Source organism: Burkholderia sp. Bp9031 (assembly GCF_003857965.1).
Lineage (GTDB): Bacteria > Pseudomonadota > Gammaproteobacteria > Burkholderiales > Burkholderiaceae > Burkholderia > Burkholderia ambifaria_A.
In genome coordinates this window covers 19,902-44,569 of the sequence record NZ_QTPW01000024.1, presented here as the reverse complement: position 1 = coordinate 44,569, position 24,668 = coordinate 19,902, and the positions used below count along the sequence as shown (strand labels likewise).

Genomic DNA, 24,668 nt, shown 5'->3' with positions numbered 1-24,668 from the left:
TGCGAAACACGCGACGCGCGCTGCGCGTTGCGTCTCGACACAGGAGCATCGATGCCGAATCATGCCGAAGCCACCACGACGCAGGCGCCGCAAGTCGCGCCTGTCCCCCCGACCCAAGCGTCCGGTCCCGCATTCATCGCGCCCGAAGCCGATCCGCAGGCGCTCGCGCGCAACAACCAGTACGTGCTGAAATCCGGCGACGCGTTCGTGGTCGGCGATGCGCTCGGCGACATCGGCGGTCACGACGACGGCCTGTTCGTCGACGACATGCGCGTGCTGTCGACATGGCGTCTGACCTTCGGCGGCCGCGCGCCGTCGCTGCTGTCGGGCGCGACGAGCGCGGACAACGCGTCGTTCACCGCGCACCTGACGAACCGCCCGCTGCCGCCGCTCGGCGGCCACGAGACGCCCGAGGGCGTGATCCACATCGAACGGATGCGCGTGCTCGCGGGCGACGTGCTGTATGAAGCGCTGACGCTGACGAACTACGGCGCGAGCGAGGCCGAGGTGCCGCTGTCGCTGTCGTTCGCGGCGGATTTCAAGGACATGTTCGAAGTGCGCGGCACGCAGCGCCCGAAGCGCGGCACGGTGGTCGCGCCGCGCGTCGACGCCGGTGCGGTACGGCTGCGCTACGACGGCCTCGACAAGGTCGAGCGCAACGTGACCGTGCATTTCTCGCCGGCGCCCGACACGCTGTCGGTCGATCGTGCCGATTACACGCTGACGATCGCCGCGCAGGCGTGCGTGTCGATCTACCTGACCGTCGACGCGACGCTCGGCCCGGCGCACGACGGCGAAGGCCCGGGATGCGGGCGTGTCGCGCTGCGCACCGCGCTGGTCGGCGTGCATCGCGAGATGCGTTCGCGACGCGAGTCGATGGCGCGCGTCAACACCGGCAATCCGCTGTTCGACGCGTGGCTCGACCGGTCGCTCGCGGATCTCGGGCTGCTCACGACGCAGCTCGACACCGGGCCGTATCCGTACGCGGGCATTCCGTGGTTCTCGACGCCGTTCGGCCGCGACGCGGTGATCACGTCGCTGCAGATGCTGTGGCTGCAGCCGTCGCTCGCGCGCGGCGTGCTGCGCTTTCTCGCGGAGCATCAGGCACGCGAGACGTCCGCGTTTCGCGATGCGGAGCCCGGCAAGATCATGCACGAGTTCCGCCGCAGCGAGATGGCCGCGACGGGCGAGGTGCCGTTCGCGCTGTATTACGGCGGTGTCGATACGACCCCGCTGTTCATCGTGCTCGCCGGCGCGTACGTCGAACACACCGGCGACGATGCGTTGATCGACGAACTGTGGCCCGCGCTCGAGCGCGCCGCGCAGTGGGTGATCGACAAGTGCGACCGCAATCCTTACGGGCTGCTCGATTACCAGCGCACGTCGGAGCGCGGTCTCGCGAACCAGGGCTGGAAGGACAGCCACGATTCCGTGTTCCACGCGGACGGCCGCTTCCCCGACGGCCCGATCGCGCTCGTCGAAGTGCAGGCGTATGCGTGCGCGGCGCTCGATGCGATGTCGATGTGCTCGCACCGGCGCGGCCACGCGGCCGATGCGACGCGCTATGCACTGCGCGCGAAGACGCTGCGCGACCAGGTCGAAGCGTTGTTCTGGATGCCGGAAGGCCAGTTCTACGGGATCGCGCTCGACGGTCACGGCGACCTGTGCCGCGTGTTCGCGTCGAACGCGGGCCAGCTGCTCGCGTTCGGGCTGCCCGACGCGGAGCGCGGCGCGGCGGTGGCCGGCGTGCTCGGCTCGGCGCTGTTCCAGACCGGCTGGGGCATCCGCACGCTCGCGGCCGGCCAGCCGCGCTTCAACCCGATGGCCTATCACAACGGTTCGGTGTGGCCGCACGACAATGCGCTGATCGCGCGCGGGCTTGCGCGCTACGGCGACAAGACGGCCGCGGTGAACCTGTTGCGCGCGCTGTTCGAGGCGGCGGTGAGCTTCGAGATGCGGCTGCCGGAGCTGTTCTGCGGGTTCCCGCGGCGGCGCGGCGAACCGCCGACGGCCTATCCGGTCGCATGCCTGCCGCAGGCATGGGCGGCCGGTGCGCCGTTCATGATGCTGCAGGCGTGTCTCGGCGTGAGCGTCGACGCGGCACGCCACGAGGTGCGCGTCGAGCGCCCGGCGCTGCCTGAAGGCGTCGACTGGCTGCGCATCGACGACCTGCGGGTCGGCGACGAAACCGTGTCGCTGACGTTCCGGCGCGTCGACGGGCAGGTGGTCGCGGCGGCGGCGCAGCCAGGGCGCGTGAAGGTGGTCGCGGTGCTGTAGCCGGCTGTGCGGACGTTGCGCGATGTCGTGCCACGTCCGCGCGCAGCGGCATAGAATCGTGACATGACCCTTGAACGATGGCGGAGGCACCTACGATGACGACCGACAATCGGCCCGACGACGGCGAGCAGAAGCTCGAGAATCTGGAAGCGGCGGTCGACCACCTGCACAAGTCGATCGAGTCGCAGAGCATCGCGGTGGGCGCGGCGAAGGGCATCCTGTTCAGCCTGATCGAAACGCTCGGCGCGCTGATCGGCGATCCCGACCTGCCCGAACATGCGCGCTCGGGCTACGAGGCGCTGCGCGACAAGGCGAGCGAATTGCGCGGCGGGCTCGACCGGCATTGACGAACCGGCGGTGCCGGCGTTGGCCGCATGGCCTGCGCCGGTGCTGCCCAATCCTGTGCGGCGCACACAAAACCCCGTGCGCTCAATGAGTTAGCCGGCTGGTGCGCAGGATATCCACACGCTTGCCAACATAATCTGTGGAGAACTGGCTGGCCCCGAATTGGACGCGCAGTGCGTGCTGCGCGGTCGCAAACGATGCCGCGTCGTTGACCTGCGGGGCCTGATCTACTGAATCTTCTTTTGTATCAGGATGTTACGTGTCACATTGGCGGAATATCCACAGGCTTGCCAACAAAATCTGTGGATAAGTCTGACGTGATTGCTTCTTGATGGTTGAGTATCCCGCGTGCGGCGGCCGATACGTCGACCCCCTTGCGCGCCGGCTGCCCGGTGTGTGCACCGTCTCCATAAATCGTGCGCGATCAACGGGTTAGGTCCCGGGTACCCAGGATATCCACATCCTTGCCAACAAAATCTGTGGACAAGCCGGTCCCGTCATTCGGCCGGTGCCGCGTCGGCCGCCTCCGCAACGATCCAGTCGCGAAACAGCGTCATTGCCGGCGTGAGCGGCTTCGACTTCAGCGACGTGAGCCAGTAGCCGCCCGCGCGTACGTCGATGTCGAGCGGCCGCGCGAGCAGGCCCAACTGTAGTTCGCGCGAGAACATGCAGGCCGGCGCGAGCGCGATGCCCGCGCCCTGCATCGCGGCCTCGACCATCAGCCGCGACGAATCGAACACGGGCCCGTTGACCGACCACGGTTCGAGTTGTGCGGCGTCGAACCAGCCGAGCCATTCGTCGGTGCGGTACGAGCGCAGCAGCGTTTCGTTCGCGAGATCGGCCGGCTGCGCGAGGCGCCGCGCGATCTCCGGCGCGCACAGCGCGGTGAGCGGTGCGTCGAGCAGCCGCTCGTTGCGCGTCGCCGGCCAGTTGCCTTCTCCGAAGCGGATCGCGAAATCGAGGCCCTCGGCCGCGAGGTCGACGACGTTGTTGTTGGTCCGCAGCCGCAGCTCGACGAACGGGTGCGTGTCGCCGAAGCGCTTCAACCGTGGCATTAGCCAACCTATGGCAAAGGTGCCGACCGCGCCGAGCGTCAGCACCTCGTGGAAGCGCCCGCCCTCGAACTGCTTGAGCACGGTCTCGATCCGGCTGAACGCATCGCTGAGCACCGGCAGCAGCGCGCGTCCTTCGTCGGTGAGCCCGAGGCCGCGCGGCAGCCGCGTGAACAGCGCGCAGCCGAGCCGCTCCTCGAGCGAGCGCACCTGCTGGCTCACGGCCGCCTGGGTCACGCTCAGCTCGAGGCCGGCGCGCGTGAAGTTCAGGTGGCGGGCCGACGATTCGAACGCGCGCAACGCATTCAGCGGAAGATGAGGGCGGAGCTTGGTCATAAGAATTTCTTTTGGCAGCGCTCAATTATCGTTGCTTGTCAGGCAACCGTAAAGTCACGATAGTGCTGTCTCGCCGGCCGGCCGTTCTGCATCCATTCCACCACGAGAGACACGACATGACCTACTCATCGCAACGTCGAACCCTGTTGCTGGCCGCCGCGACGGCGCCGCTCGTCCTGACCGTCACCGCGTGCGCGTCGTCGCCTGCCGCGGGGCAGGGCGTTGCGTCCGCAACGTCGTTTGTCGCGCTCGAGCGCGCGGCGGGCGGCCGTCTCGGCGTGTGCGCGATCGACACCGCGAGCGGCCGGCGCGCGCAGCATCGCGCGAGCGAGCGCTTCCCGTTCTGCAGCACGTTCAAGGCGATGCTGGGAGCGGCGGTGCTCGCGCAGAGCGTCGAGCGTCCGGGGCTGCTGCAGCAGCGCGTGATGATCGGGCAGTCCGATCTCGTGAACTACTCGCCGGTGTCGGGCAAGCATGTCGGCACCGGGATGACGGTTGCCGAGTTGTGCGAGGCGGCGATCCAGTACAGCGACAACTCGGCCGCGAACCTGGCGATGAAGCTGATCGGCGGGCCGTCGGCGGTGACCGCGTATGCGCGCTCGATCGGCGACGACACGTTCCGGCTCGATCGCTGGGAGACCGAACTGAACACCGCGTTGCCGGGCGACCCGCGCGACACGACGACGCCGGCTGCGATGGCCGCGAGCATGCGTGTGCTCACGCTCGGCGATGCGTTGCCGAGCGCGCAGCGTGCGCAGCTCGTCGCATGGCTGCGCGGCAACAAGGTCGGCGACAAGCGGATTCGCGCGGGCGTGCCGGCCGGGTCGCAGGTGGCCGACAAGACCGGCACCGGCGACTACGGGACGACGAACGACGCGGGCGTGATCTGGCTGCCGTCGCGCGCGCCGATCGTGCTCGTCGTGTACTACACGCAAACGCGTGCCGATGCGAAGGCGAAGGACGACGTGATCGCAGCCGCTGCGCGCATCGCGGTCGCGACGTTCGCTTGAGCGGGCGATACGGCGTGTGCAATCGATGGATGGATGAATGAAGCGGCGGATGCATGCCGTGCCGCAGTCGTGACCAGCCGGTCGAAACGTTGTGCGATCAACGACTTAGGTCACACATGCTCAGGATATCCACATCCTTGCCAACACAAATTGTGGACAAGGCTGCAAGCGGTCGCGTTCATCGCGCAACGAACGCCGCGATGGCATGCGGCACGCGTTGCGCCGGCCTGCCTGCACGGTTCGAGGCGGCGCCGACAAAGTCTTTCGGATCAAGCGCTTGTGCGTGGTATGCGCAGGCTATCCACACGCTTGCCAACACAATCTGTGGACAAGCGGCATGGCGCGCACGATACGCAACCCGTTGCGTTGCGTGACGATGCGCGAGCGGCGTGTTGCCTGCCGCGTGCCTCATTCGAAGCGGCGCGGACAAAGCCTTTCGGATCAAGCGCTTGATCGCGGTATGCGCAGGCTATCCACATGCTTGCCAACACAATCTGTGGACAAGCCTGCGCGGTCGCCCGTTCGATGTTCAGCCCTGCCGATCGTCGACGGCGGGCCAGCGCGCGAACGCGAACACCCACAACATCACGAAGTTCAGGACCGGGACGAACATCGTCAGGATCCACCAGCCCGAATGTCCGGTACGCCGAACGATGCGGACATACGGATAGACGACGATCGCGACGAGCACGAGCGAGACGAGCAACTGCGCTGCGGTGAAGTGTTCCATGGTCTTCCTCGGAATGATGTGCCGTTGTCCGGTGCGGGCGGAACGGCCGGCCCGCGGTGCCGTCGCGTGAAGTCTCGTGCTGCGTGGCCGCGTGCGGCTCGTGTGATCGTGACGCGTCGCGTGTGCGGGCGTCAAGGTGCGGGCAGGTGCCGCTGTCGCGCCGGATCGTCCGGCCGCACACGCAGGCGGCCCCGCGCGGTGCCGCAACGGTGACGCGGCGCATGAATCACTGGCCGATCAACGGGTTAGCCGATGCTTGCTCAGGATATCCACAAGCTTGCCAACAAAATCTGTGGGTAAGTGACGCGACGATCGCGTGGCGTATTGGCAGGGCGCCGACGTGGCATCGTGATGCGAAGTGCGGCGAACCGGCGCGTATGACGGTGCGGCGCGCGGCGCGTCTGCATCACGCGTGCCAAAGTCTGTCGGATCAAGGGCTTAGCGTTGCGGTGCGCAGGATATCCACAAGCTTGCCAACATTTTCTGTGGAGAAGTCCGCGTCGCGATCGGGCGGCACGCATGGCATGCAAACCGTGCGCGGCCCCGGTTCGTGCGTGGGCTCACGCGGTACAAATGCCCGTCACGGCGACTTTCTGGAACAAGTGCGGGCTCGCGACGGCGGACGACGGATAGGCCGAGAGCTTCGCGACGAACTCGGGATGCGTGAAGGCCGCGCGAAACGCGTCGGTCGACTCCCAGATCGCATAATTGAAGTAAGTCGGACTGTCGCCGAGCGCGCGATGCAGCTGCGTCGAAATGAATCCCGGCTGCCGTTTCATGAACTCGGCGTCGTCCTTCCACACGGCCAGGAAATCGGCTTCATCGGCAGGATCGAGCGTGAAGACGTTGACGAGGACGACGGGGGCCGCGTCGATGCCGAACTGCTGCTGGATCGGAAAGGCCGGATCCATCGGTTTGAAATGAGGCATCAGGCACTCCTGTGAGTAGTGGGTCGGTGGTGCGATCACGTTTGTCCGTTCGGCGCATGCGCATCGGACATCGCGGACAGAACACGAATCGCCGCATCGAGGTCAGCCGAACTGAACTGACCGGAGATGTCGCGGACATGCTGTTGCCATTGCTCGACCACCGCCTGATAGGCCGCAGCACCGCGCGCGGTCGGCGCATACAGCGGGGAGCGCTTGTGTGTCGGGTTCGCCAGCGGCTGCACGAGACCTTCTTCCGTCAGCACGTTGATCTGTTTCAGGACGGCCTGCCGCGTGATGCCCATGGCGTCGGCGATCTGCGGGATGTTCGGGGCTTCCGGCGCCATCGAGATGGCGCCCAGCACTTGCCAGCGTGCGCTGGTCAGGCCGTGCGGCGCGGCAAAGGTATTGCCCCATTCGATCAGCAGGCCGTTCAGCCGGAAGACGGACAGCGCGACGGCAGTCAGCTTGGCGGGTTTCGTCATGGTCGGGATGTGCGATGAATTGACAACCAGTTTACGCAATAGACAACTGGTTGTCAAATTGGCCGCATGTCGCCGTAATGGGAGGACAGTGCCGGGTCGGGAGGGGAAGGACCGGTACGCGATGTGCGATGGGCTGGCGCATTCGCTGCGCACGACCGGCAAATCCTTTCAGATCAATGGCTTGGCGCCGTTAGCGGTGGGTTGTCCACAAGCTTGCCAACACAATCTGTGGAAAAGCCGCACATCGGGCGCGCGTCAGGCCGGCACGGGAAAGCGCACCGTCACGGTCAGCCCGCGCCCGCCTTGCGTCGTGCCGAGCGCGACCGTCGCGCGATGCTGTTCGGCGATCCGCTTGACGATCGACAGCCCGAGCCCGCTGCCCGACGACGTGGCCGCCTGCGCGCCTTCGCCGCGATAGAAGCGCTCCCATACGTCCGTGCGCTCGGCCTCCGGAATGCCGGGGCCGTCGTCGGCGACTTCGAGCACGGGCGTCGCGCCGTCGAGGCGCGCGGACACGTCGACGCGCGCGCCGTCGCCCGCGTAGCGGATCGCGTTGTCGACGAGGTTGTTCAGCAGCACGCGCAACGTGTCGATATTGCCGGCGGCCATCACCGGCGACGACACGATCGCGCCGAGGTCGATCCGGTGCGCATCCGCGACGCGCGTGCGGTCGGCGACGACCGAGCGGCACAGCGCGGCGAGATCGACGGGCGTGGATGCCGCGGCGGACGCCTGCGCATCGGGTTCGAGGCGCGCGAGCGTCAGCAACTGTTCGGCGAGGTGGCCGAGGCGCGTCGTGCCCGCGTGGATCTGCGCGAGGATCTGCTCGCGTTCTTCGGACGTCGCGGCGCGCCGCAGCAATTGCGACTGGATCGACAGCCCCATGATCGGCGTGCGCAGCTCGTGCGCGGCATCGGCGATGAAGTGGCGCTGCAGCGTGAACGAACGGTCGAGTCGCGCGAGCAGGTCGTTGATCGCTTCGGCGAGCGGGCGGACCTCGTTCGGCATCGACGCGACGTCGACCGGTTCGAGATTGTTCGCATTCCTGCGCTTCAGGCCGGATGCGATCGTGCGCAGCGGCCGCAACCCCGCGCCGATGCCGAACCACAACCCGATCGCGAGCACCGGCAGCATCGAGAATACCGGCCACAGCAGGTGCACCGCGATGCCGGCGATCGCTTCCCAGCGCGCATGGCGGGCCTGCGCGAGCCGGATCGTCGTGCCGCCGCGTTCGGTCACGTAGGTACGCCAGGGCTGGCCGCCGACGTTGACGCTCGCGACGCCCGTTTGCGCGGGCGGCGGCAGCGTCGATTTGCGATCGGTCGAATAGACCAGCGCGCCGTTGCGCCAGACTTGCAGCAGCACGGCGTCGGGATCGCCGGCCTCGAAGTCGTGCTTGCCGTCGCCCTGGTTGCGGAACGACAGCTCGCCGTTCGGGCCGACGACGATCTGCTTCGACATGCTGCGCATCTGGTCGTCGAGAAGATCGTCGAGCTCGCGCAGCGCGCCCCAGTAGGTGCCCGCGCTCGCGACCAGCCCGATCACGCATGCGGCGGGCAGCAGCCATGTCAACAGGCGCCGCCGCAGCGACGCGCTGCGCCAGCGCGCGATCGCGCGTTGCAGGTTCGTCATGCGCCGTCACCGATCCGGTAGCCGACGCCGCGTACCGTGCGAATCATGTCGTGGCCGAGCTTCTTGCGCAGGTTGTGGATGTGCACCTGCACCGCGTTGCTCTCGATTTCCTCGCCCCAGCTGTACAGCCGTTCCTCGAACTGCTCGCGCGAGATCACCGCGCCGGGGTCGCGCATCAGTTCGTGCAGCAGCACGAATTCCTTCGGCGACAGCGTGATTTCGTCGTCGTTGAGCCAGACCAGGTGCTTGATCGGGTCGAGCCGCAGCGGGCCGATCGAGAGCGTCGTTTGCGCGCGCCCCGCATGGCGGCGGTTGACCGCGCGAATGCGGGCGAGCAGTTCCTCGAGCACGAACGGCTTGACGAGGTAGTCGTCGGCGCCGCTGTCGAGGCCGGCGATGCGGTCCGGCACGCCGTCGCGCGCGGTGATGATGATCGCGGGCAGGGTTTCGTCGCGGCGGCGCAGCGACGCGAGCACCGACAGGCCGTCGCGGTTCGGCAGCCCGAGATCGAGCAGCAGCAGGCCGTAGCCGGTGGAGCGCAGCGCGAGCGACGCGGCGTCGCCGTCCTTGACCCAGTCGACCGCGAAGCCTTCCTGTTTGAGGCCCTGTTCGAGCCCGCTGCCGATCAGCGGATCGTCCTCGACGAGCAGTACGCGCATGGATTCGTGTCTGTTGGCGGGCGCGGGCGCCCGGGATTCCCATGATAAGCGCAGGTGTCTTAGGGCGAGCTTAACGGCCGGCGGGCGGTGGCGCTTTCGTACTTGTCCAATGCGGCACCGTGTCGCTTCGGCGCGCCTTCAGGTTTGCTTAATCTTACGGTCCGTAATCTTGGCTCGTCGCGTTCAACGGGGCGCGACACCACATCGAAGAAGAGGAACGCAATCATGAAACACCTGGCCAGAATCCTGACGGTCGCGCTCGCGACGCTGCCGGCCGCCGTCCATGCGCAGTACACCGGACCGTCCGCGCTGACGACGACCACCGTGAAGGAACTCCTCGCGAACGGCAAGGACGACCAGCACGTGCAACTGCAGGGGCGCATCGTCAAGCACGTCGGCGGCGAGGATTACGAGTTCGCCGATGCGACGGGCACGATCCACGTCGAGATCGACCACAAGCTGTGGGCGGCCGGCCAGCCCGTCAGCGACAAGAACGAAGTGAAGGTGACTGGCGAGTTCGAGCGCAAATGGTCGGGCCGCGTGAAGCTCGACGCCGACCACGTCGAAGTGCTGCGCTGACCGGTGTGCGCGGGGCCGGTGATACCATGGGCGACCGGTTCCCGTTCCCACCAAGATGGCTGCCAATTTCGATGAACTCGCGTCCCGGATCCGGGCGCAATTTTCCGAACTGAGCCCGCAATTCCAGGCGGGCGCTGCATTTCTGCTCGATCATCCCGACGAGGTCGCCACCTCGTCGATGCGCAAGGTCGCGCAGCGCGCGCAGGTCCAGCCCGCATCGCTCGTGCGGCTCGCGCAGCAATTCGGTTTCCCCGGCTGGAACGAGTTGCGCGACCTGTGCGTCGCGCGCGTGCGCGCGCGTCCCGAGCCGCTCACGCAGCGTGCGCGTTCGCTCGTGAAGCCCGACGCTAAGGCGTCGCTCTCGCATGACCTGCTTGCCGCGCAGCAGCACAATCTCGCCGCGACCGCCGCACAGAACGAGCACGCGCTCGCGGATGCCGCGAAGCTGATCCGCAAGGCATCGCACGTGCATGTCGCGGGGTTCCGGTCGTGCTATCCGGTCGCGTTCGGTTTCGTGTACGGCTACCGGCTGTTCCGGCCGACCGTGTCGCTGCTCAACGGCGTCGCCGGCTCGCTCGAGATGGAGCTGCGCACGATCGCGAAGCAGAGCGTGACCGTGATCATCAGTTTCGCGCCGTATTCGGCGGAGGCGACGCGCGTCGCGCAAGCGGCGAAAGCGCAGGGCAGCAAGATCGTCGCGATCACCGACAGCGCGGTGTCGCCGATCGCGCTGCATGCGGACGCACAGCTGATCTTCACGCACGACAGCCCGTCGTTCTTTCCGTCGCTGGTCGCCGCGCATGCGATGGCCGAAGCGCTGGTCGCGCAGTTGCTCGCGCTCGAAGGCAGCGATGCGATTGCGGCGCTCGAGCGCACGGAAGCGGAGTTGCATGCGAAGGGGGCGTATGTCGTGTAGCGGGCATGCGGTTGTCAGAGCGCGTGGCTCGATACGTTCGACTGCCAAGCGCGGTGGTTCCATGAGAAGCGCGGTTATATCCGCTTCGGTGAACTGCCGGATTGTCCGGCCAGGCATACGCGCATTTTCCTGACGAAGAAGCTTGGTTCCTGAGCGGCGGCGCGCCGCACCGGGCCACGCCGCACTACGCTGCACCGCACCGCACCGCACCGCACCGCACCGCACCGCACCGCACCGCACCGCACCGTGCCGTGCCGTGCCGTGCCACGCCGGACCACGCCGGACCACGCAGCACCACGCACCGCAGCACCGCAGCACCGCACATGCGAGGGCCTGGCATCCACATCGACATTTCACCGCACCGCGAACCGTCGCGGTGCCGCGCGCGCGTATGCTGGCGTCTCCAGTCCCGAGGAGACACCGATGTCCGATTCCGACGCGCAGTTCCGCCACGCCGAAGCCTTCCGCGCGCTGCACGCGCGCTCCGGCGCCTTCATCATCCCGAACCCGTGGGACGCCGGTTCCGCCCGGCTGCTCGCGATGGCCGGCTTCGAATCGCTTGCCACCACGAGCGCCGGTTTCGCGTATTCGAGAGGGCGGCCCGACAACGCGATCGGCCGTGACGAAATGCTCGGCCACATCGCCGAGATCGTCGCCGCGGGCGGCCTGCCGGTCAGCGCCGATCTCGAGAACGGCTTCGGCGACGCACCCGACACGGTTGCCGAGACGATCCGCCTCGCGGCCGGCGCCGGCGCGGTGGGCGGCTCGATCGAGGATGCGACCGGCCGTGCCGATGCGCCGATCTATCCGCACGACGCTGCGGTCGAGCGCATCGCGGCGGCGGTCGACGCGGCGCGCGCGCTGCCGTTTCCGTTCACGCTGACCGCGCGCTGCGAAAACTACCTGCACGGCCGCCGCGACCTCGCCGATACGATCGCGCGGCTGGTCGCGTACCGCGACGCGGGCGCCGACGTGCTGTACGCGCCGGGCCTGACCGATGCCGACGACATCGCAGCGGTCACCCGCGCGGTCGGCGCGCCGGTCAACGTCGTGATGGGGCTGCAAGGCGGGTTGTTGAGCCTCGATGCGCTTGCGGCGCTCGGCGTGAAGCGCGTCAGCGTCGGCGGTGCACTGGCGCGGGCCGCGCTCGGCGCGTTCCTGCGCGCCGCGACGGAAATGGCGCGCGACGGCACGTTCACGTTCGCGCAAGCGGCGGTGTCGGGGCGCGACCTCGATCGCTGGTTTGCGGCGCCGGACAATTCGCACGTTTCGTTTGCACAATGACCGCTAATAAAACATGGGAACGTTTCCAGCCGAAAACTGATTGACAGTAATCAATCGAAATCGCCGTCCATTTAAAGTCCGACGACGGCGAGAATTGCATCGTTTATTCTCCGCATTCCGGCTTTTCGACCGGAACCGGCGCGCAAGCCGCGTCGGTTCTGGCGATCGATCATCAGCCAGATGCACCGGTCCTGCCTATTGTTGCGATTCCTCGACCGAATCCTTTCCGTTTCAAGGAGTTGCCGATTATTTTTCGAATTGGTAATCTTCGGCACCGTCAAAACGACAGTGTCGGCGGGCCGCAGAAAAATGAATATATAAAATATCGAGAGAGCGATGACGATCCGAGACAATCACCGCAGTGGCTTTCGCGTCGGCGATGTCGTGACGCTGAAAACCGGCGGGCCGCGCATGACCGTCACCTATGCCGGGCCGGTCGTGTTCGACGATGCCGACTGGCTGATCTGCCAGTGGTTCGACGACAGCGGCCACTTCCGACAGGAAATGTTTCATCACGAGACGGTGGTGCTCGAGCCGCGCGCGATTTCCGCCGGGCGCGCCCGCGTGCGCATGCAGGCGCACCGCTACCGGTCGGCGGCCTGACGCCGCCTTCGCTACGGCGCGGCGCCGCTTGCCGCCCGTATGTTGCCATGCAGCAGCGGTGCCGGCACCACCGCAATATCCACGACATTTCACGTCAGCCCGAAACATGCGGCGGCCCGGCACACCGATACTGGACGCATGAACCCGACCGATCCGATTGCCGCGGTCACGCACCGCGATCCCTATCCCTACTACGCGACGCTCGTCGACGGGCCGCCGCTCGCGTTCGACGCCACGCTCGGCCTGTGGGTCGCGAGCCGGGCCGCGAGCGTGACGGCGGTGCTTGGCCATCCGGCGTGCCGTGTCAGGCCGCTCGATATGCCGGTGCCGCCCGCGTTGCGCGGCACGACCGCAGGCGCGCTGTTCGGCGAACTGGTGCGCATGAACGATGGCGCACTGCGGCACGACGTGCCGAAGCAGGCGCTGCGCGCGGCGTTCGCGCCGATCGACACCCACATGTTGCGCGAACGTGCCGCACAGCTCGCCGGCAGCCGGCTGCGCGCGTTGCATGACGCCGATGCGTTGAACGCGTGGTGTCTGACCGTGCCCGTTTGCGCGGTCGCCGATCTGCTCGGTTTCGACGCTGCGCAGCTCGACGGCATCGCCGCGCTGGTCGTCGACTTCGTCGCGGCGCTGTCGCCGCTGTCCGACGGCGCGGCGCTGGCCCGCGCAAGCGAAGCCGCGCGGCAACTGCTCGAGCGGATGACGGAGCGCGTTGCGCATACACGTGCGCAGGACGGCTCATGGGTTGCAGCGATTCAGCAGGCGGCCGGCGCCGCGGGCTGGCACGCGAGCGGTGCGCTGGTCGCGAATCTCGTCGGCTTGTTGTCGCAGACGTGCGAGGCCACGGCGGCGTGGCTCGGCAATGTGCTGGTCGCATGGGACGGTGCGACGGCCGCCGGCGCAGGCGGCGAGTGCGCGATGCCGGATACCGCCGTGCTCGATGCTTTCGTCGCCGAGGTTGGCCGATTCGATTCGCCGGTACAGAACACGCGCCGCTTCGTCGCATCGCGCACGACGATCGAAGGCGTGACCGTCGATGCCGGTGCGGTCATCCTGGTCGTGCTGGCGGCCGCGAATCGGGATCCGGCCGTGCATCGCGAGCCGCATCGGCTGCTGCCGGATCGCGCGCCGGGGCCGAACTTCGGCTTCGGCACGGGGCCGCACGCGTGCCCGGGCGAGCGGATCGCGCGGGTAGTGACGGCGGGAGCGTTCGGGGCATGGTTGCGCGCGGGCGGTGACGCGCCGCGCGACAGGCTGGTGTGGGACTACCGGGCCTCGACCAACGTCAGGATGCCGAAGTTCGGCGTGGCGAGGTAAGCGGAAAAGCGGGACTTAACGGCAACCTTGCTTCTCGGCCCATTGCTCCTGGGCGGCGACGCGGCGCTGCACGCGTTCGACGAGACCGGTGGAGAAGGTCCGCATGCTGATGCCGCGGCGCTTCGCGAGGATGGTTTGCGCGACGTCGGTTTGCGGGTTCGGCTGGCATGCCCAGTACAGCGTCATCAGCCAGCCGATGCCCGTCCATGCGAACAGGGCGTTGAACATCGCGATCATCAGCTTGTCGTGCCGGCCGCGCCGGTCGGCGATGACGGCCGGGAGAAAATAGAGCGCGATCGCTGCGACCGAACCGGCCACCTGAATCAGGACTGCGTGTTGCATGTTGCTGCTCCGTCCGAACTGCAATGAGACCGATTGTCGCGCTTTTTCCGTTTGTGTGCTGGCAATTGATTGTTGCGTTTTTAATGACGATCAGTGCGCGGCGGCGGCCTCCAGCTGCGCATCGTTGCTCAGCACGAAACCTTCGTCGAGCCAGCCGGTAACGCCGCCGATCATCAGCTTCACCGGGCGGCCGAGCCGCGCGAGCCGGATCGCCGCGCGCGCGGCGCCGTTGCAATGCGGACCCGCGCAGTACACGACGAACAGCGTGTCGGCCGGATGGTCGGCGAGCTTGCCGGCGACGATCTTGCGGTGCGGCAGGTTGCGCGCGCCGGGCACGTGGCCGGCGGCAAACTGTTCCGGACTCCGGACGTCGAGCAGCACGAAATCGGGCGCGCCGGACGCGAACGCGTCATGCACGTCCCAGCAGTCGGTCTCGAAGCGCAGCGACGCTTCGAAGTGGGCGAGGGCGGCGGCGCTGTCGGCGGCGGGGACGTCGGTTACGTATGACATGAAAGGCGCTCCTGAAGGACGGCGCGGAATGCGCCGGAATGAAGGGCAGTATCGCGGTTCGCCGGCTTTTCCGGCAGTGGCGCGATCGACAAGTTCCGGTAACATCGCGCCATGCATAATCATCTCGTCGTCGCGCTCGCCTACGATCGCCTCTGCACCTTCGAATTCGGCTGCGTGGTCGAACTGTTCGCGCTCGAACGCCCGGAACTCGACGTCGACTGGTATCGCTTCGCGGTCTGCGCGAGCGAGCCGGGGCCCGTGCGCGCGGCCGGCGGCATCACGGTCGCCGCGCCGTACCGGCTCGCGATGCTCGATCGCGCGGACACCATCGTGATCCCCGGCTGGCGCGATCCGGACGAACTGCCGCCGGAGCCGTTGCTGAAGAGGCTGCGTGCCGCGCATCGCCGCGGCGCGCGGCTCTGTTCGATCTGCTCGGGCGTGTTCGTGCTCGCGGCGGCCGGCGTGCTCGACGGGTTGACCGTGACGACGCACTGGCGTTATGCCGAGCGCCTGCAGGCGCGCTATCCGGCGCTGCGCGTGAATCCCGACGCGCTGTACGTCGACGAAGGGCAGATCGTCACGTCGGCCGGCTCGGCCGCGGGGCTCGACATGCTGTTGCATCTCGTGCGTCGCGATCATGGCGGCGCGATCGCGAACCGCGTCGCGCAACGTCTCGTGCTGCCGCCGCATCGCGACGGCGGCCAGGCGCAGTTCGTGCCGCGCCCGGTCGCACCGGGCGGCAGCGACCGACTCGCGAAGCTGATCGACTGGATGCGCGCGCATGCGGCCGAGCCGCACACGCTCGCGTCGCTGGCCGCGCAGGCCGCGATGAGCACGCGCACGCTGCAGCGCCAGTTCGCGGATGCAACGGGCATGTCGCCGCTCGCGTGGCTGATCCGCGAGCGCGTGAACGTCGCGAAGGACATGCTCGAAACGCATCCCGCGCTGTCGCTCGCGCAGATTGCCGTGCGCTCGGGGTTCGGTTCCGAGGAGTCGCTGCGCCGCCATTTCCGGCGTGTCGCGGCGACGAGCCCCGCCGCGTACCGGCGCGGGATGGATCGCGGCGTCCGGCCTCCGCACGCGTAAGCGTCGCGTCTTCCCCTGCATCGGCGGCGCCCGGCCGTCGGTCATTTCTTGTCGACTTCAAGCGCGCGTAAGATGGCGGTCGCCGTGCGGCGACCCGATCCACGCATGCCGCCCATCCCGCGCGCCGCGGCGGGAAGCCGCCATTGATCCCTCACAACGACAAGGACAAGGACAATCACCATGGGCCTGCTGGGAAAGCTGTTCGGAAAGAAACCGCGCGACGAAGCCGCGTCGCCCGTACCTTCGACCGGTGCGCCAGACGCTCCGGAAGCATCCGACGCGGCCGGGCAGGATGGCCCCGACATCGCGTCCGAACTCGCACCCGCGCTGAAGGCATTCCAGGCCGGCCGGCACGAGGCCGCGATCGCGGCCGCCGCGCCGCATGCAGAGCGGCTGGCCGATGCGGCGCGCCTGTGCGCGCTGTCGTACTCGGTGATGAAGCGTTACCCGGAAGCGTTTCCGTACTGGCTCGCGTTGTTCCAGCGCGAGCCGAGCGCGCACAACGCGGTGCAGCTCGCGACGACTTCCGTGATGTGCGACGAAGTGGAACGCGGCGAAGCGTGGATGCAGAAGGCCGCCGAGGTCAATCACGACACGCGCGAGCAGTCGGATGTCGCCGCGCGCGTGAACTTTATCTCGGCGCTGATGCAAAGCGGCCACCTGCGCGAGTCGCTGCCGCATCTCGCATGGGTGCGCGACGTGTATGGCCACGTGCGCATCACCGATTCGACGTTCCTCTACATGCGCGGCATTCCGTTCTTTTCCGCATTCCTCGAGAACAGTCTCGAGATCCTGAAGGCCACGCAGCCGGCCGATGCGATCGCGCCGTGGTACGGCGAGCTGAAGGGCAAGCTCGACGAGGAAGGCGAAGCGCTGCTTGCCGCGTGGGTTGGTCAGCTGCCGGCGTAACCGGCAGGTCCTCATGCATCGCGACGCCGGCCGCGTGTTGCCGGCGCGGCGTCGCGACGCGCATGCTCGGCGCGTGTCGGTATCGTGCGCGGTTTCCTTGATGCACGCGATCCGGTACACGCCGTCCTCGACTTCGACGCCGTGCGTGTCGTGCGTGAAGCTGGGGACGCGCAGGTCGTACTGCTCGAGCGCCTTCAGGTAGCCGAGCAGCGGGCCGTCGGCCGGCCCCGCGTTTTCTCCGGGCATCAGCAGCGGGATGCCGGGCGGATAGGGTGATGAATCCGCTGCGCGGCAGCGCGTTCGAGCAATAGGGAAAACGGGCCCGAAACCGACCCTGAAAACGGCGCGGAAAGGGCCCCGGGCCGGGGCCATCGGCGTATCATCCGGTTTTTCGTCAGCCCTATCCAGGCACCCCCACCATGACCTCCGTCGACACTACCCCCGTCCTCGACCATGACAAGCTCGTGACCTTCGTCGAGCGCAAGTGGAACGATGAAATCCTCCACGCACTGACCGACTACATCGCGATCCCCGCGAAGAGTCCCGCATTCGACCCCGACTGGGCGAAACGCGGATATCTCGAACGCGTCGTCACCGATGCCGCGCAGTGGGCCGAACGCCAGCCGGTGAAAGGCCTGAAGCTCGAGATCGTGCGCTTGCCCGGCCGCACGCCGGTGATCTTCTTCGAAACCCCCGCGACACGCTCGGGCAGCACCGACACGATCCTGCTGTACGGCCACCTCGACAAGCAGCCCGAATTCGACGGCTGGCGCGCGGACCTCGGCCCGTGGACGCCGAAGCTCGAGAACGGCAAACTGTACGGCCGCGGCGGCGCGGACGACGGCTATGCGATCTACGCGAGCCTCGCGGCGCTCGGCGCGCTCGACGAGCAGGGCGTCGAACGGCCGCGCTGCGTCGGCCTGATCGAAACCTGCGAGGAGTCGGGCAGCTACGACCTGCTGCCGTACGTCGACGCGCTGCGCGACCGGCTCGGCCAGGTGTCGCTCGTCGTGTGCCTCGATTCGGGCGCCGGCAACTACGACCAGATGTGGCTCACGACGTCGCTGCGCGGGCTGGTGTCCGGCGACCTGCAGGTCGAGGTGCTCGAGGAAGGTGTTCACTCGGGCGTGTTCGGCGGCATCGCGCCGTCGAGCTTCCGCGTGATGCGTCAGCTGTTCGAACGGCTGGAAGATGCGAAGAACGGCAACCTGCTGCCGCGCGTGTTCCATTGCGAGATTCCCGACAGCCGCGTGCGCGAAGCCGACGCGGCTGCCGCGATCCTCGGCGACGCCGTATGGAAGGGGCTGCCGTGGGCCTGCGGCGCGGACGGCAAGCCGGTGCTGCCGACCACGACCGATCCGCGCGAGGCGCTGTTGAATTCGACGTGGCGTCCGTCGCTGTCGGTGACGGGCGCAGCCGGCCTGCCGGCGCTCGCCGATGCGGGCAACGTGCTGCGTCCGCGCACCGCGTTCAAGCTGTCGCTGCGCCTGCCGCCGCTCGTCGATGCCGCGCAGGCCGTGCAGCAGTTGAAGGAACTGCTCGAACTCGATCCGCCGTACAACGCGAAGGTCACGTTCAAGCCGGACGCGGGCGCCGCGACCGGCTGGAGCGCGCCGGATCTCGCGCCGTGGCTCGCGTCGTCGCTCGACGCCGCGTCGCGCCGCCACTTCGGTGCGGACTGCGCTTACATGGGCCTCGGCGGCACGATCCCGCTGATGAACGTGCTGCAGGCAGGCTTCCCGGCCGCGCAGTTCATGGTGTGCGGCGTGCTCGGGCCGAAGTCGAACGCGCACGGCCCGAACGAGTTCCTGCACGTGCCGTACGCGAAGAAGCTGACCGCGGCGGTGGCGGACGTGATCGCGTCCGCGCGCTGATCCACGTTGCTGCCTGACCCGCCCTTGACCCGACCTGATGGAGCCTTGCCGATGACCGCGTTGCCGACACCCGATACCGACCCGCTGCGCATGCGCGCCGAACCGCTGCACGCGTTCGTCGCGGCACTCTGGGAGCGGGCCGGCAGCAGCGAGCGCGAGGCGCGGCTCGTCGCCGATCACCTGGTCGGTGCGAACCTGGCTGGTCACGATTCGCACGGGATCGGGATGATCCCGAACTACGTCGCTTCGTGGCGGGAAGGGCAGCTGCAGTTGAACGGTCACGCGTCGATCGTCCGTGATGGCGGCGCGGTGCTGACGGTCGACGGCGGGCGCGGCTTCGGCCAGGTGATCGCGTTCGAGGCGATGGTCGAAGGAATCGAGCGCGCGCGACGCATGGGCATCTGTGCGATCGGCCTGCGCGACGTCCATCACCTCGGCCGCATCGGGCACTGGGCCGAGCAGTGCGCGCGCTCGGGGCTCGTGTCGTTCCATTTCGTCAACGTGTCGGGCGACCTGCTCGTCGCGCCGCTCAACGGCACCGATCCACGCTTCGGCACGAATCCGTTCTGCGCCGCGTATCCGCGCGCGGGCCGGCCGCCGCTGCTGCTCGATTTCGCGACGAGCGCGATCGCGTACGGCAAGACGCGGGTCGCGTACAACCAGGGCAAGCGCGTGCCGGACGGGTCGCTGATCGATCATCGCGGCCAGCCGACCGACGATCCGGCCGTCATGCACGAGCAGCCGTTCGGCTCGCTGCTGCCGTTCGGGCTGCACAAGGGTTATGCGCTGGCCGCGATGTGCGAGATCTTCGGCGGCGCGCTGGTCGGCGGGCATACGACCTATGGCGGCACGTTGCAGAAGACGAGTGCGATCGTCAACGGGATGCTGTCGGTGCTGATCGATCCGAATGCGTTCGATGCGGCCGATGCGCAGCGTGAAGCCGATGCGTTCGTCGCGTGGGCGAAGGCGTCGCCGCAGGCGGGCGATGCGCCGGTGCGGATGCCCGGCGAGCCGGAGGAGGCGAGTCGCGCCGCGCGCGGCGCGGACGGCATCCCGGTCGATCGCGCGACGTGGCGGCAGATTCGCGAAAGCGCGGCGGCCGTCGGCTTCGACGACGCGGAACTCGACGTGTGGACGCAGCGCTGCACGGAGCCCGCATGAGCTGGCAATCCGAGAAGGCGCACGGCGAGGAGATCGCGTACCAGCTCGCGCCGCTCGGCAAGGCGGAAGTCGTGCGGTTCTTCAGCGGCGCCGCGATGCGGCTCGACGGCGTGATGTTCGGCTTCATGTCGCGCGGGTCGCTGTTCCTGCGCGTCGACGACGTGAACCGTCCGGCGTTCGTCGCGGCGGGGATGGGCCCGTTCTCGTACGAGCGTCCCACGCGCACCGTTGCGCTCGAGGGCTATTACGAAACGCCGGCCGACGTGCTCGAGGACGCGGGCGCGCTGTTCGACTGGTGTCGCGGCGCGTATCGCGCGGCGTTGCTGGCCGGGGCGCCGAAGCGCAAGGCACGGCCGAAGTCGAAGCCGGCGCCGAAACCGGAGGCGACGCGCAAGCGCACGTAGCGTCGAGCGTACGACGGCGCTTTTCCCGTCCTTTCTTTCGATCCACGCTGGATGCGCGCAAGCGCCGGGCTTGACGCACCGCATATTCCGCCTGCTTCACAACGGCGGCCCCGGCGTTTATGATCGGCGCGATTGCGTCCGTGCCCGGCGCAACCCGAGCCGGTCTCGCTGCCGGCCTCGCGAACGGCGCATCGAAAGCCGCGCGAATGATTCCCCACTCATCGTTCCAGACGGAGATAGCCGATGCTCGTCCTGATTCTCGGTTTAGCGATCTTCCTCGGTGTGCACTCGATCCGGATCGTCGCGGACGGCTGGCGATCCGCGACCATCGAGCGGATCGGCGAGAAGCGCTGGAAGGGCCCCTATGCGATCGCGTCGATCGTCGGCTTCGTGCTGATCATCTGGGGTTACGGGATCGCGCGCCAGGGCGGGGCGCTGCTGTGGGTGTCGCCCGCCGGCGTGCGGCACCTCACCGGCATGCTGACCGCGATCGCATTCGTGCTGATCGCCGCGTCCTACGTGCCGCGCAACCGCATCAAGACGCTCGTCGGCCATCCGATGGTGGCCGGCGTGATGGTGTGGGCCATCGCGCACCTGCTCGCGAACGGCTCGCTGCATGCGGTCGTGCTGTTCGGCGCATTCTTCGTGTGGTCGCTGGTCGATTTCGTCGTGTGGCGCGCGCGCGACCGCCGCGACGGCGTCCGCTATCCGGCCGGCAGGCTGTCGGGCGATGCCGTGACGATCGTGGCCGGGCTCGTCGTGTGGGCCGTCTTCGCGCTGTTCCTGCACGGGCCGCTGATCGGCGTGCGGCCGTTCGGTTGAACGTGCTCGCCTGCAAGGATTGACGAGCGGGGCGCCCAGCCCGTCCCTGGCGGTCGCGACATCGAGGCGGGCGCATTACCGCCATCGCTCACCGCATGGACGCCTGCCCATCGATTGCGCGTGCGTCGCGGCCGACGGCGTGCGTGCCGTGCGCGCGATCGGCGCGCGTCAGATCGGCTTGACGAACAGCCCGACGGTCAGCGCGGTGCCGATGCAGACGATCGCGATCCGCAGCACGCGCTCGTTCACGCGGTGCAGCGCCCACGCGCCGAGCAGGCCGCCGACGACCGCGCCGCCGCCAAGTGCGATGGCCGCCTGCCAGTGCAGGTGCGGCGAGCTCAGGAACAGCACGACCGCCGACGCGTTCATCACGCCCGCGAGTGCATTTTTGGTCGACATCGCGTGACGCGGCGACAGGCCGGCCATCGTCAGCGCGGCCATCATCAGGAACCCGATGCCGCCGCCGAAGTAGCCGCCGTAGATCGCGATCAGGAACTGCGCGATCGCGGCCGTGACGGGGCCGAGATGCTGTGTGCCCGCGCCGGGCTTGCGGAAGAAGCTGCCCCACGCGAACACGACCGTCGCGAACAGCACGAGCCACGGCACGAGGTGCGAGAAGATCGACGACGGCGTTTTCAGCAGCAGCAGCCCGCCGAGTGCGCCGCCGACCACGCTGATCGCGAACAGCGCGCGAAACGGCAGCTTGCCCGCGCCGCGCACCATGTTCCGGCTTGCCCAGCCCGTCGTGACCTGGCCGGGGAACAGCGCGACCGTCGACGTGATGTTCGCCGCGAGCGGCGACATCCCCGATACGATCAGCGCGGGCAGCGTGACGAACGAGCCGCCGCCCGCGAGGGCGTTCTGCAGGCCGGCCCAGAGGCCGGCGAGGATGATGAGAGCGAGCATCGGTGCGGGGGTGCTGAGGTGGTAGGCTCGCATGCCGGGGGCCGGCACGCGCGGTGGTCGCTCGATGGTAATGCAGGATGGCCGACGCGCAAATCGGGGCAAGCGCGGGGCGTCGGATGTGCGGGGCCAGGGGCCGAAGGGGCGGGCGGCGCGGCTTGTCGCGTCAGGTCTCGTCACGTCACGCCGCCATGGCGTCATGCCGTCATGGCGTTATTTCGCCAACGTGCGTGGGGCGCGCATCGGATGCCGCGTCACGCGTCCGGTCGAGCGGCGGGTTCTTCCTTTGCCGCATCGCCTTCGACGTCCGGATAGACGATCGTGCCGTCCGCCCGGATCACCGCGCCGGCCGTGAGGCGCGCGGGCTCCACGCGGTTCTTGCCCATGATGTGCAGCACCGTTTCGCCGCGCGCGATCAGGTAGTCGGACACGATGCGCCGGTGACAGCGCCACCACACGGCTTCCGAGCACATGATCGCACAGCGTTGCGCGTGCCCTTGCGCGATCAGCTGGTCGAGGCCCGCTCGAAACTCGGGCGACAGTGCGTAGTCGGCGTAGCGATGGAAGCTGCTGTTCGTCCAGAAATCGTTGACCTCGTCGGGCACGCCGCGCGACTTGCCGCGCAGGCCGCCGAGCGCCGCGATGTGTTCGTACGCGATATCGACGGCGGCGAGTGCGTCGGGGAGCGTCGCTTCGTTAAACTGCGGATTCGTGCGCGAGCGCGTCATCTTCCGGATATCGGCGAGCAGCGCGACATCGACCGCATCGAGCATCTCGACGAATTCGTCGAGCGTGCGGTTCGAATGGCCGATCGTGTAGAACGGGAGTGTCACGCGTCGTCCTTGCCGTCGATGCGTTCGAGCACGCGGCCGCGATGCGCGGCGATGTGGTCGGTGCGATCGCTCTTGATCTCGTATTGCGGATCGTCGGGCGATGCGCGGTGGCGATGCCCCTTGTAGTCGAAATCCTGTGTGTGGATCGCGATGATCGTGCCGGTCACGTACCCGGCTTCGGAATTCCAGCGGACGTGGTCGCCCAGTCTGAATGGCTGCGTCATGCGGAAGCCTCCTTGCGTCAATGCCGCGTACGCTTGCCGTCGTGGCGCGGGTTGCCCGCACCGCGACGGCAAGGCATGCAAGCACTCATTATCCGCCCGGACCGGGTTCGAGAAAAGACACAGATGGCGGCACGACCCGGTGCGCCAGCAATCGATGGGCCTGCGCTCGCGGTGTCATCGCCGCGTGTGCCCACCTTCCCTGATTGATTCGTGATCCTGCGTTTTTGACGCGCCGTTCGCGGGGGAAGTGGAGGACACGGTGGCGGCTGGAGAAACATGAACGTGCTGCTTCACATACGGCAGGGCCTGTTCGCCGACGAGGATACCGAGCAGGCCGACGAGGGTGATCGCGGGCGGCGCCGGCGAGCGTATGCCGAGCAGTGAATAGATGAGGCCAACCAGGAGGCCGGCGCCTGGCGACAAGAGATAGGTTTCATGCGGTGCGTGCCGCGGTGTTCCGCGTCGGGCGAGGCGCTGGACGGTTTGAAGGACCGAACCGCGACCGATCGCGCCGCGCCTCGGGCAACGGAGGGCCGGCGCATCGCGCCCGCATGGGGCGCGACCGGCATGAATCCGGGCGTCTTCGCTTCGTGGAATCGCTTCGGTATCAGTGCGACTCGTGCGCGCCGAACATCGTTTTCGCGTACTGGATGCCGACACCGAACGCGCCGCCGAGCTTCATCGCGATGCCCGTCGTGAGGTCATAGGTTTCGGTGCGGGCCCAGTCGCGCTGCAGTTCGAGCAGGTAGGTCAGCGCCGTGATCGGGCGGGCGCCAGCCTGGATCATTCGCTCGATCGCGCGTTCGTGCGCTTCGGACGTGCAGTCGCCGCAGGCATCGGTGACCACGTAGACTTCGAAACCCTGCTCGAGCGCCGACAGCACGGGGCCGTTGACGCATACCGAAGTCCACAGGCCGGCGATGACCAGGCGGGTCTTGCCGGTGGCGTTGACGCGCGCGACGAGATGCTCGTCTTCCCAGCCGTTGGACGTCGTGCGGTCGGTGATTTCCGCATCGGGAAAGACTTCGGTGATCTCGTCGAACAGCGGGCCGGCGAAGCTGTCGCGCGAGATCGTCGAGATGATCGTCGGCACCTTGAAGCCCTTTGCGGCGCGCGCCAGGATGCCCGCGTTGGCGCGCAGGCTGGTGATGTCGATCGACTTCGTGTTGAACGCCATTTGAGACTGGTGATCGACCAGAAGCAATGCGTGATCGTGCGGGCTGAGGAGGGAACTGGCGGGTTTTGCAATCGCTTTGACGCTCATGACGCATTCCTGGTGAGGATGACGGAGATGGCCGGACCATGGCACATGGTTGGTCTGAAGGCCGACGGCGGCGAAATGACTTCGCGTCGTCGGCATACCGAAACTCTAGCAGCGGCCATTCGCGAGGAGGAACGCATCGGCGCGGAATCATTTCCGCATTTTTGCGGATGACGGCACGATCG

At 67.8% G+C, this 24,668-nt stretch carries 28 protein-coding genes and 2 pseudogenes; 16 read left to right on the top strand and 14 right to left on the bottom strand.

The genetic code is table 11. From position 1 onward, the window contains the following. Positions 1-51: 51 nt before the first annotated feature. Positions 52-2,277 (top strand): amylo-alpha-1,6-glucosidase, encoded by a 2,226-nt coding sequence (locus tag DIE15_RS26050; protein WP_124834696.1) that lies wholly within the window; start codon positions 52-54, stop codon positions 2,275-2,277. A 95-nt stretch (positions 2,278-2,372) separates the two neighbouring features. Continuing rightward, positions 2,373-2,624 (top strand): hypothetical protein, encoded by a 252-nt coding sequence (locus tag DIE15_RS26045; protein WP_034180596.1) that lies wholly within the window; start codon positions 2,373-2,375, stop codon positions 2,622-2,624. A gap of 495 nt (positions 2,625-3,119) precedes the next feature. Here the strand turns inward: DIE15_RS26045 and penR are convergent, their stop codons facing one another. After that, positions 3,120-4,010 (bottom strand): beta-lactamase transcriptional regulator PenR, encoded by an 891-nt coding sequence (gene penR / locus DIE15_RS26040; protein WP_057929447.1) that lies wholly within the window; start codon positions 4,008-4,010, stop codon positions 3,120-3,122. A 116-nt stretch (positions 4,011-4,126) separates the two neighbouring features. On the opposite strand from penR, the gene blaPEN-bcc reads away from it, so the two are divergent. Next, positions 4,127-5,020 (top strand): PEN family class A beta-lactamase, Bcc-type, encoded by an 894-nt coding sequence (blaPEN-bcc, locus tag DIE15_RS26035; protein WP_057929446.1) that lies wholly within the window; start codon positions 4,127-4,129, stop codon positions 5,018-5,020. A 529-nt stretch (positions 5,021-5,549) separates the two neighbouring features. Here the strand turns inward: blaPEN-bcc and DIE15_RS26025 are convergent. The 5 genes from DIE15_RS26025 to DIE15_RS26005 form a co-directional block, all read right to left on the bottom strand. Further along, a complete protein-coding gene (locus DIE15_RS26025; RefSeq protein ID WP_057929445.1) occupies positions 5,550-5,750 on the bottom strand; it encodes a hypothetical protein in 201 nt (66 codons plus the stop codon). Positions 5,751-6,310: 560 nt separating this feature from the next. Next, complete coding sequence (locus DIE15_RS26020; protein ID WP_057929444.1) at positions 6,311-6,679, bottom strand: antibiotic biosynthesis monooxygenase; 369 nt, start codon at positions 6,677-6,679, stop codon at positions 6,311-6,313. A 35-nt stretch (positions 6,680-6,714) separates the two neighbouring features. Beyond that, positions 6,715-7,161: a MarR family winged helix-turn-helix transcriptional regulator gene (locus DIE15_RS26015; protein ID WP_124834729.1), complete on the bottom strand. Its 447-nt coding sequence runs from the start codon at positions 7,159-7,161 to the stop codon at positions 6,715-6,717. A gap of 255 nt (positions 7,162-7,416) precedes the next feature. Continuing rightward, positions 7,417-8,793: an ATP-binding protein gene (locus DIE15_RS26010; protein WP_057929442.1), complete on the bottom strand. Its 1,377-nt coding sequence runs from the start codon at positions 8,791-8,793 to the stop codon at positions 7,417-7,419. Beyond that, entirely contained in the window at positions 8,790-9,452 is a 663-nt protein-coding gene (locus DIE15_RS26005) for a response regulator (protein WP_057929441.1), read from the bottom strand. Before DIE15_RS26005 ends, DIE15_RS26010 begins: the two co-directional genes overlap by 4 nt. A 225-nt stretch (positions 9,453-9,677) precedes the next feature. Here DIE15_RS26005 and DIE15_RS26000 point away from each other — a divergent pair, with 225 nt between their 5' ends. From DIE15_RS26000 to DIE15_RS25975, 6 genes and pseudogenes are all read left to right on the top strand, one after another. Further along, positions 9,678-10,031: a NirD/YgiW/YdeI family stress tolerance protein gene (locus DIE15_RS26000; protein ID WP_124834695.1), complete on the top strand. Its 354-nt coding sequence runs from the start codon at positions 9,678-9,680 to the stop codon at positions 10,029-10,031. Positions 10,032-10,086: 55 nt separating this feature from the next. After that, on the top strand, positions 10,087-10,947 hold the full coding sequence (locus DIE15_RS25995; protein ID WP_124834694.1) for a MurR/RpiR family transcriptional regulator: 861 nt from the start codon (positions 10,087-10,089) through the stop codon (positions 10,945-10,947). 3 nt (positions 10,948-10,950) lie between these two features. Then, positions 10,951-11,100, top strand: a pseudogene (locus tag DIE15_RS38055) (GNAT family N-acetyltransferase); the annotation flags it as partial. A gap of 270 nt (positions 11,101-11,370) precedes the next feature. Next, on the top strand, positions 11,371-12,231 hold the full coding sequence (locus DIE15_RS25985; RefSeq protein ID WP_124834693.1) for an oxaloacetate decarboxylase: 861 nt from the start codon (positions 11,371-11,373) through the stop codon (positions 12,229-12,231). Positions 12,232-12,567: 336 nt separating this feature from the next. Further along, positions 12,568-12,834, top strand: coding sequence for a YodC family protein (locus tag DIE15_RS25980; RefSeq protein WP_057929437.1), 267 nt, complete (start codon positions 12,568-12,570; stop codon positions 12,832-12,834). A gap of 138 nt (positions 12,835-12,972) precedes the next feature. Next, positions 12,973-14,154, top strand: a complete 1,182-nt coding sequence (locus tag DIE15_RS25975) for a cytochrome P450 (RefSeq protein ID WP_124834692.1) — start codon at positions 12,973-12,975, stop codon at positions 14,152-14,154. 15 nt (positions 14,155-14,169) lie between these two features. Here the strand turns inward: DIE15_RS25975 and DIE15_RS25970 are convergent, their stop codons facing one another. Continuing rightward, positions 14,170-14,496: a superinfection immunity protein gene (locus tag DIE15_RS25970; protein WP_057929435.1), complete on the bottom strand. Its 327-nt coding sequence runs from the start codon at positions 14,494-14,496 to the stop codon at positions 14,170-14,172. 90 nt (positions 14,497-14,586) lie between these two features. Next, the gene (locus DIE15_RS25965; RefSeq protein ID WP_124834691.1) at positions 14,587-15,006 is read right to left on the bottom strand and encodes a rhodanese-like domain-containing protein; all 420 of its coding nucleotides are present in this window, start codon (positions 15,004-15,006) and stop codon (positions 14,587-14,589) included. Between the two features lie 111 nt (positions 15,007-15,117). Here DIE15_RS25965 and ftrA point away from each other — a divergent pair, with 111 nt between their 5' ends. Together ftrA and DIE15_RS25955 are read left to right on the top strand one after the other, a co-directional pair. Continuing rightward, positions 15,118-16,092 carry a transcriptional regulator FtrA gene (gene ftrA, locus DIE15_RS25960; protein WP_057929433.1) on the top strand — a complete coding sequence of 325 codons (975 nt, stop codon included), beginning with the start codon at positions 15,118-15,120 and terminating at the stop codon, positions 16,090-16,092. Positions 16,093-16,272: 180 nt separating this feature from the next. Then, positions 16,273-17,001 carry a hypothetical protein gene (locus tag DIE15_RS25955; RefSeq protein WP_124834690.1) on the top strand — a complete coding sequence of 243 codons (729 nt, stop codon included), beginning with the start codon at positions 16,273-16,275 and terminating at the stop codon, positions 16,999-17,001. Positions 17,002-17,070: 69 nt separating this feature from the next. Here DIE15_RS25955 and DIE15_RS38195 read toward each other — a convergent pair. Then, positions 17,071-17,274, bottom strand: a pseudogene (locus DIE15_RS38195) (hypothetical protein); the annotation flags it as partial. Positions 17,275-17,420: 146 nt separating this feature from the next. Between DIE15_RS38195 and DIE15_RS25945 the strand changes: the two are divergent. From DIE15_RS25945 to DIE15_RS25930, 4 genes are all read left to right on the top strand, one after another. Further along, the gene (locus DIE15_RS25945; protein WP_057929431.1) at positions 17,421-18,875 is read left to right on the top strand and encodes a M20 family metallopeptidase; all 1,455 of its coding nucleotides are present in this window, start codon (positions 17,421-17,423) and stop codon (positions 18,873-18,875) included. Between the two features lie 51 nt (positions 18,876-18,926). Then, positions 18,927-20,036: a malate/lactate/ureidoglycolate dehydrogenase gene (locus DIE15_RS25940; protein WP_124834689.1), complete on the top strand. Its 1,110-nt coding sequence runs from the start codon at positions 18,927-18,929 to the stop codon at positions 20,034-20,036. Then, positions 20,033-20,440, top strand: a complete 408-nt coding sequence (locus tag DIE15_RS25935) for a TfoX/Sxy family protein (protein WP_124834688.1) — start codon at positions 20,033-20,035, stop codon at positions 20,438-20,440. Before DIE15_RS25940 ends, DIE15_RS25935 begins: the two co-directional genes overlap by 4 nt. Before the next feature lie 243 nt (positions 20,441-20,683). Next, on the top strand, positions 20,684-21,262 hold the full coding sequence (locus tag DIE15_RS25930) for an NnrU family protein (protein ID WP_124834687.1): 579 nt from the start codon (positions 20,684-20,686) through the stop codon (positions 21,260-21,262). A gap of 168 nt (positions 21,263-21,430) precedes the next feature. On the opposite strand, the gene DIE15_RS25925 is transcribed toward DIE15_RS25930, so the two are convergent. From DIE15_RS25925 to DIE15_RS25905, 5 genes are all read right to left on the bottom strand, one after another. Next, complete coding sequence (locus tag DIE15_RS25925) at positions 21,431-22,168, bottom strand: sulfite exporter TauE/SafE family protein (RefSeq protein WP_057929428.1); 738 nt, start codon at positions 22,166-22,168, stop codon at positions 21,431-21,433. A 251-nt stretch (positions 22,169-22,419) separates the two neighbouring features. Next, positions 22,420-22,998, bottom strand: a complete 579-nt coding sequence (locus DIE15_RS25920) for a DUF488 family protein (RefSeq protein ID WP_124834686.1) — start codon at positions 22,996-22,998, stop codon at positions 22,420-22,422. Further along, positions 22,995-23,222, bottom strand: a complete 228-nt coding sequence (locus tag DIE15_RS25915) for a DUF2945 domain-containing protein (RefSeq protein WP_057929426.1) — start codon at positions 23,220-23,222, stop codon at positions 22,995-22,997. Before DIE15_RS25915 ends, DIE15_RS25920 begins: the two co-directional genes overlap by 4 nt. A gap of 174 nt (positions 23,223-23,396) precedes the next feature. Beyond that, positions 23,397-23,645 carry a XapX domain-containing protein gene (locus tag DIE15_RS25910; protein WP_260428340.1) on the bottom strand — a complete coding sequence of 83 codons (249 nt, stop codon included), beginning with the start codon at positions 23,643-23,645 and terminating at the stop codon, positions 23,397-23,399. 184 nt (positions 23,646-23,829) lie between these two features. Further along, a complete protein-coding gene (locus tag DIE15_RS25905) occupies positions 23,830-24,486 on the bottom strand; it encodes a hydrolase (protein WP_057929425.1) in 657 nt (218 codons plus the stop codon). On the opposite strand from DIE15_RS25905, the gene DIE15_RS37165 reads away from it, so the two are divergent. Beyond that, the gene (locus tag DIE15_RS37165; RefSeq protein WP_185734554.1) at positions 24,409-24,657 is read left to right on the top strand and encodes a hypothetical protein; all 249 of its coding nucleotides are present in this window, start codon (positions 24,409-24,411) and stop codon (positions 24,655-24,657) included. The two genes, DIE15_RS25905 and DIE15_RS37165, sit on opposite strands and share 78 nt — an antisense overlap. Positions 24,658-24,668 lie beyond the last annotated feature (11 nt).

What these genes read in the sequence shown, in the direction of transcription:
- DIE15_RS26050 (WP_124834696.1), top strand. Translation starts at nt 52, where the DNA reads ATGCCGAATCATGCCGAAGCCACCACGACGCAGGCGCCGCAAGTCGCG.
- DIE15_RS26045 (WP_034180596.1), top strand. Translation starts at nt 2,373, where the DNA reads ATGACGACCGACAATCGGCCCGACGACGGCGAGCAGAAGCTCGAGAAT.
- penR (WP_057929447.1), bottom strand. Translation starts at nt 4,010, where the DNA reads ATGACCAAGCTCCGCCCTCATCTTCCGCTGAATGCGTTGCGCGCGTTC.
- blaPEN-bcc (WP_057929446.1), top strand. Translation starts at nt 4,127, where the DNA reads ATGACCTACTCATCGCAACGTCGAACCCTGTTGCTGGCCGCCGCGACG.
- DIE15_RS26025 (WP_057929445.1), bottom strand. Translation starts at nt 5,750, where the DNA reads ATGGAACACTTCACCGCAGCGCAGTTGCTCGTCTCGCTCGTGCTCGTC.
- DIE15_RS26020 (WP_057929444.1), bottom strand. Translation starts at nt 6,679, where the DNA reads ATGCCTCATTTCAAACCGATGGATCCGGCCTTTCCGATCCAGCAGCAG.
- DIE15_RS26015 (WP_124834729.1), bottom strand. Translation starts at nt 7,161, where the DNA reads ATGACGAAACCCGCCAAGCTGACTGCCGTCGCGCTGTCCGTCTTCCGG.
- DIE15_RS26010 (WP_057929442.1), bottom strand. Translation starts at nt 8,793, where the DNA reads ATGACGAACCTGCAACGCGCGATCGCGCGCTGGCGCAGCGCGTCGCTG.
- DIE15_RS26005 (WP_057929441.1), bottom strand. Translation starts at nt 9,452, where the DNA reads ATGCGCGTACTGCTCGTCGAGGACGATCCGCTGATCGGCAGCGGGCTC.
- DIE15_RS26000 (WP_124834695.1), top strand. Translation starts at nt 9,678, where the DNA reads ATGAAACACCTGGCCAGAATCCTGACGGTCGCGCTCGCGACGCTGCCG.
- DIE15_RS25995 (WP_124834694.1), top strand. Translation starts at nt 10,087, where the DNA reads ATGGCTGCCAATTTCGATGAACTCGCGTCCCGGATCCGGGCGCAATTT.
- DIE15_RS25985 (WP_124834693.1), top strand. Translation starts at nt 11,371, where the DNA reads ATGTCCGATTCCGACGCGCAGTTCCGCCACGCCGAAGCCTTCCGCGCG.
- DIE15_RS25980 (WP_057929437.1), top strand. Translation starts at nt 12,568, where the DNA reads ATGACGATCCGAGACAATCACCGCAGTGGCTTTCGCGTCGGCGATGTC.
- DIE15_RS25975 (WP_124834692.1), top strand. Translation starts at nt 12,973, where the DNA reads ATGAACCCGACCGATCCGATTGCCGCGGTCACGCACCGCGATCCCTAT.
- DIE15_RS25970 (WP_057929435.1), bottom strand. Translation starts at nt 14,496, where the DNA reads ATGCAACACGCAGTCCTGATTCAGGTGGCCGGTTCGGTCGCAGCGATC.
- DIE15_RS25965 (WP_124834691.1), bottom strand. Translation starts at nt 15,006, where the DNA reads ATGTCATACGTAACCGACGTCCCCGCCGCCGACAGCGCCGCCGCCCTC.
- ftrA (WP_057929433.1), top strand. Translation starts at nt 15,118, where the DNA reads ATGCATAATCATCTCGTCGTCGCGCTCGCCTACGATCGCCTCTGCACC.
- DIE15_RS25955 (WP_124834690.1), top strand. Translation starts at nt 16,273, where the DNA reads ATGGGCCTGCTGGGAAAGCTGTTCGGAAAGAAACCGCGCGACGAAGCC.
- DIE15_RS25945 (WP_057929431.1), top strand. Translation starts at nt 17,421, where the DNA reads ATGACCTCCGTCGACACTACCCCCGTCCTCGACCATGACAAGCTCGTG.
- DIE15_RS25940 (WP_124834689.1), top strand. Translation starts at nt 18,927, where the DNA reads ATGACCGCGTTGCCGACACCCGATACCGACCCGCTGCGCATGCGCGCC.
- DIE15_RS25935 (WP_124834688.1), top strand. Translation starts at nt 20,033, where the DNA reads ATGAGCTGGCAATCCGAGAAGGCGCACGGCGAGGAGATCGCGTACCAG.
- DIE15_RS25930 (WP_124834687.1), top strand. Translation starts at nt 20,684, where the DNA reads ATGCTCGTCCTGATTCTCGGTTTAGCGATCTTCCTCGGTGTGCACTCG.
- DIE15_RS25925 (WP_057929428.1), bottom strand. Translation starts at nt 22,168, where the DNA reads ATGCTCGCTCTCATCATCCTCGCCGGCCTCTGGGCCGGCCTGCAGAAC.
- DIE15_RS25915 (WP_057929426.1), bottom strand. Translation starts at nt 23,222, where the DNA reads ATGACGCAGCCATTCAGACTGGGCGACCACGTCCGCTGGAATTCCGAA.
- DIE15_RS25905 (WP_057929425.1), bottom strand. Translation starts at nt 24,486, where the DNA reads ATGAGCGTCAAAGCGATTGCAAAACCCGCCAGTTCCCTCCTCAGCCCG.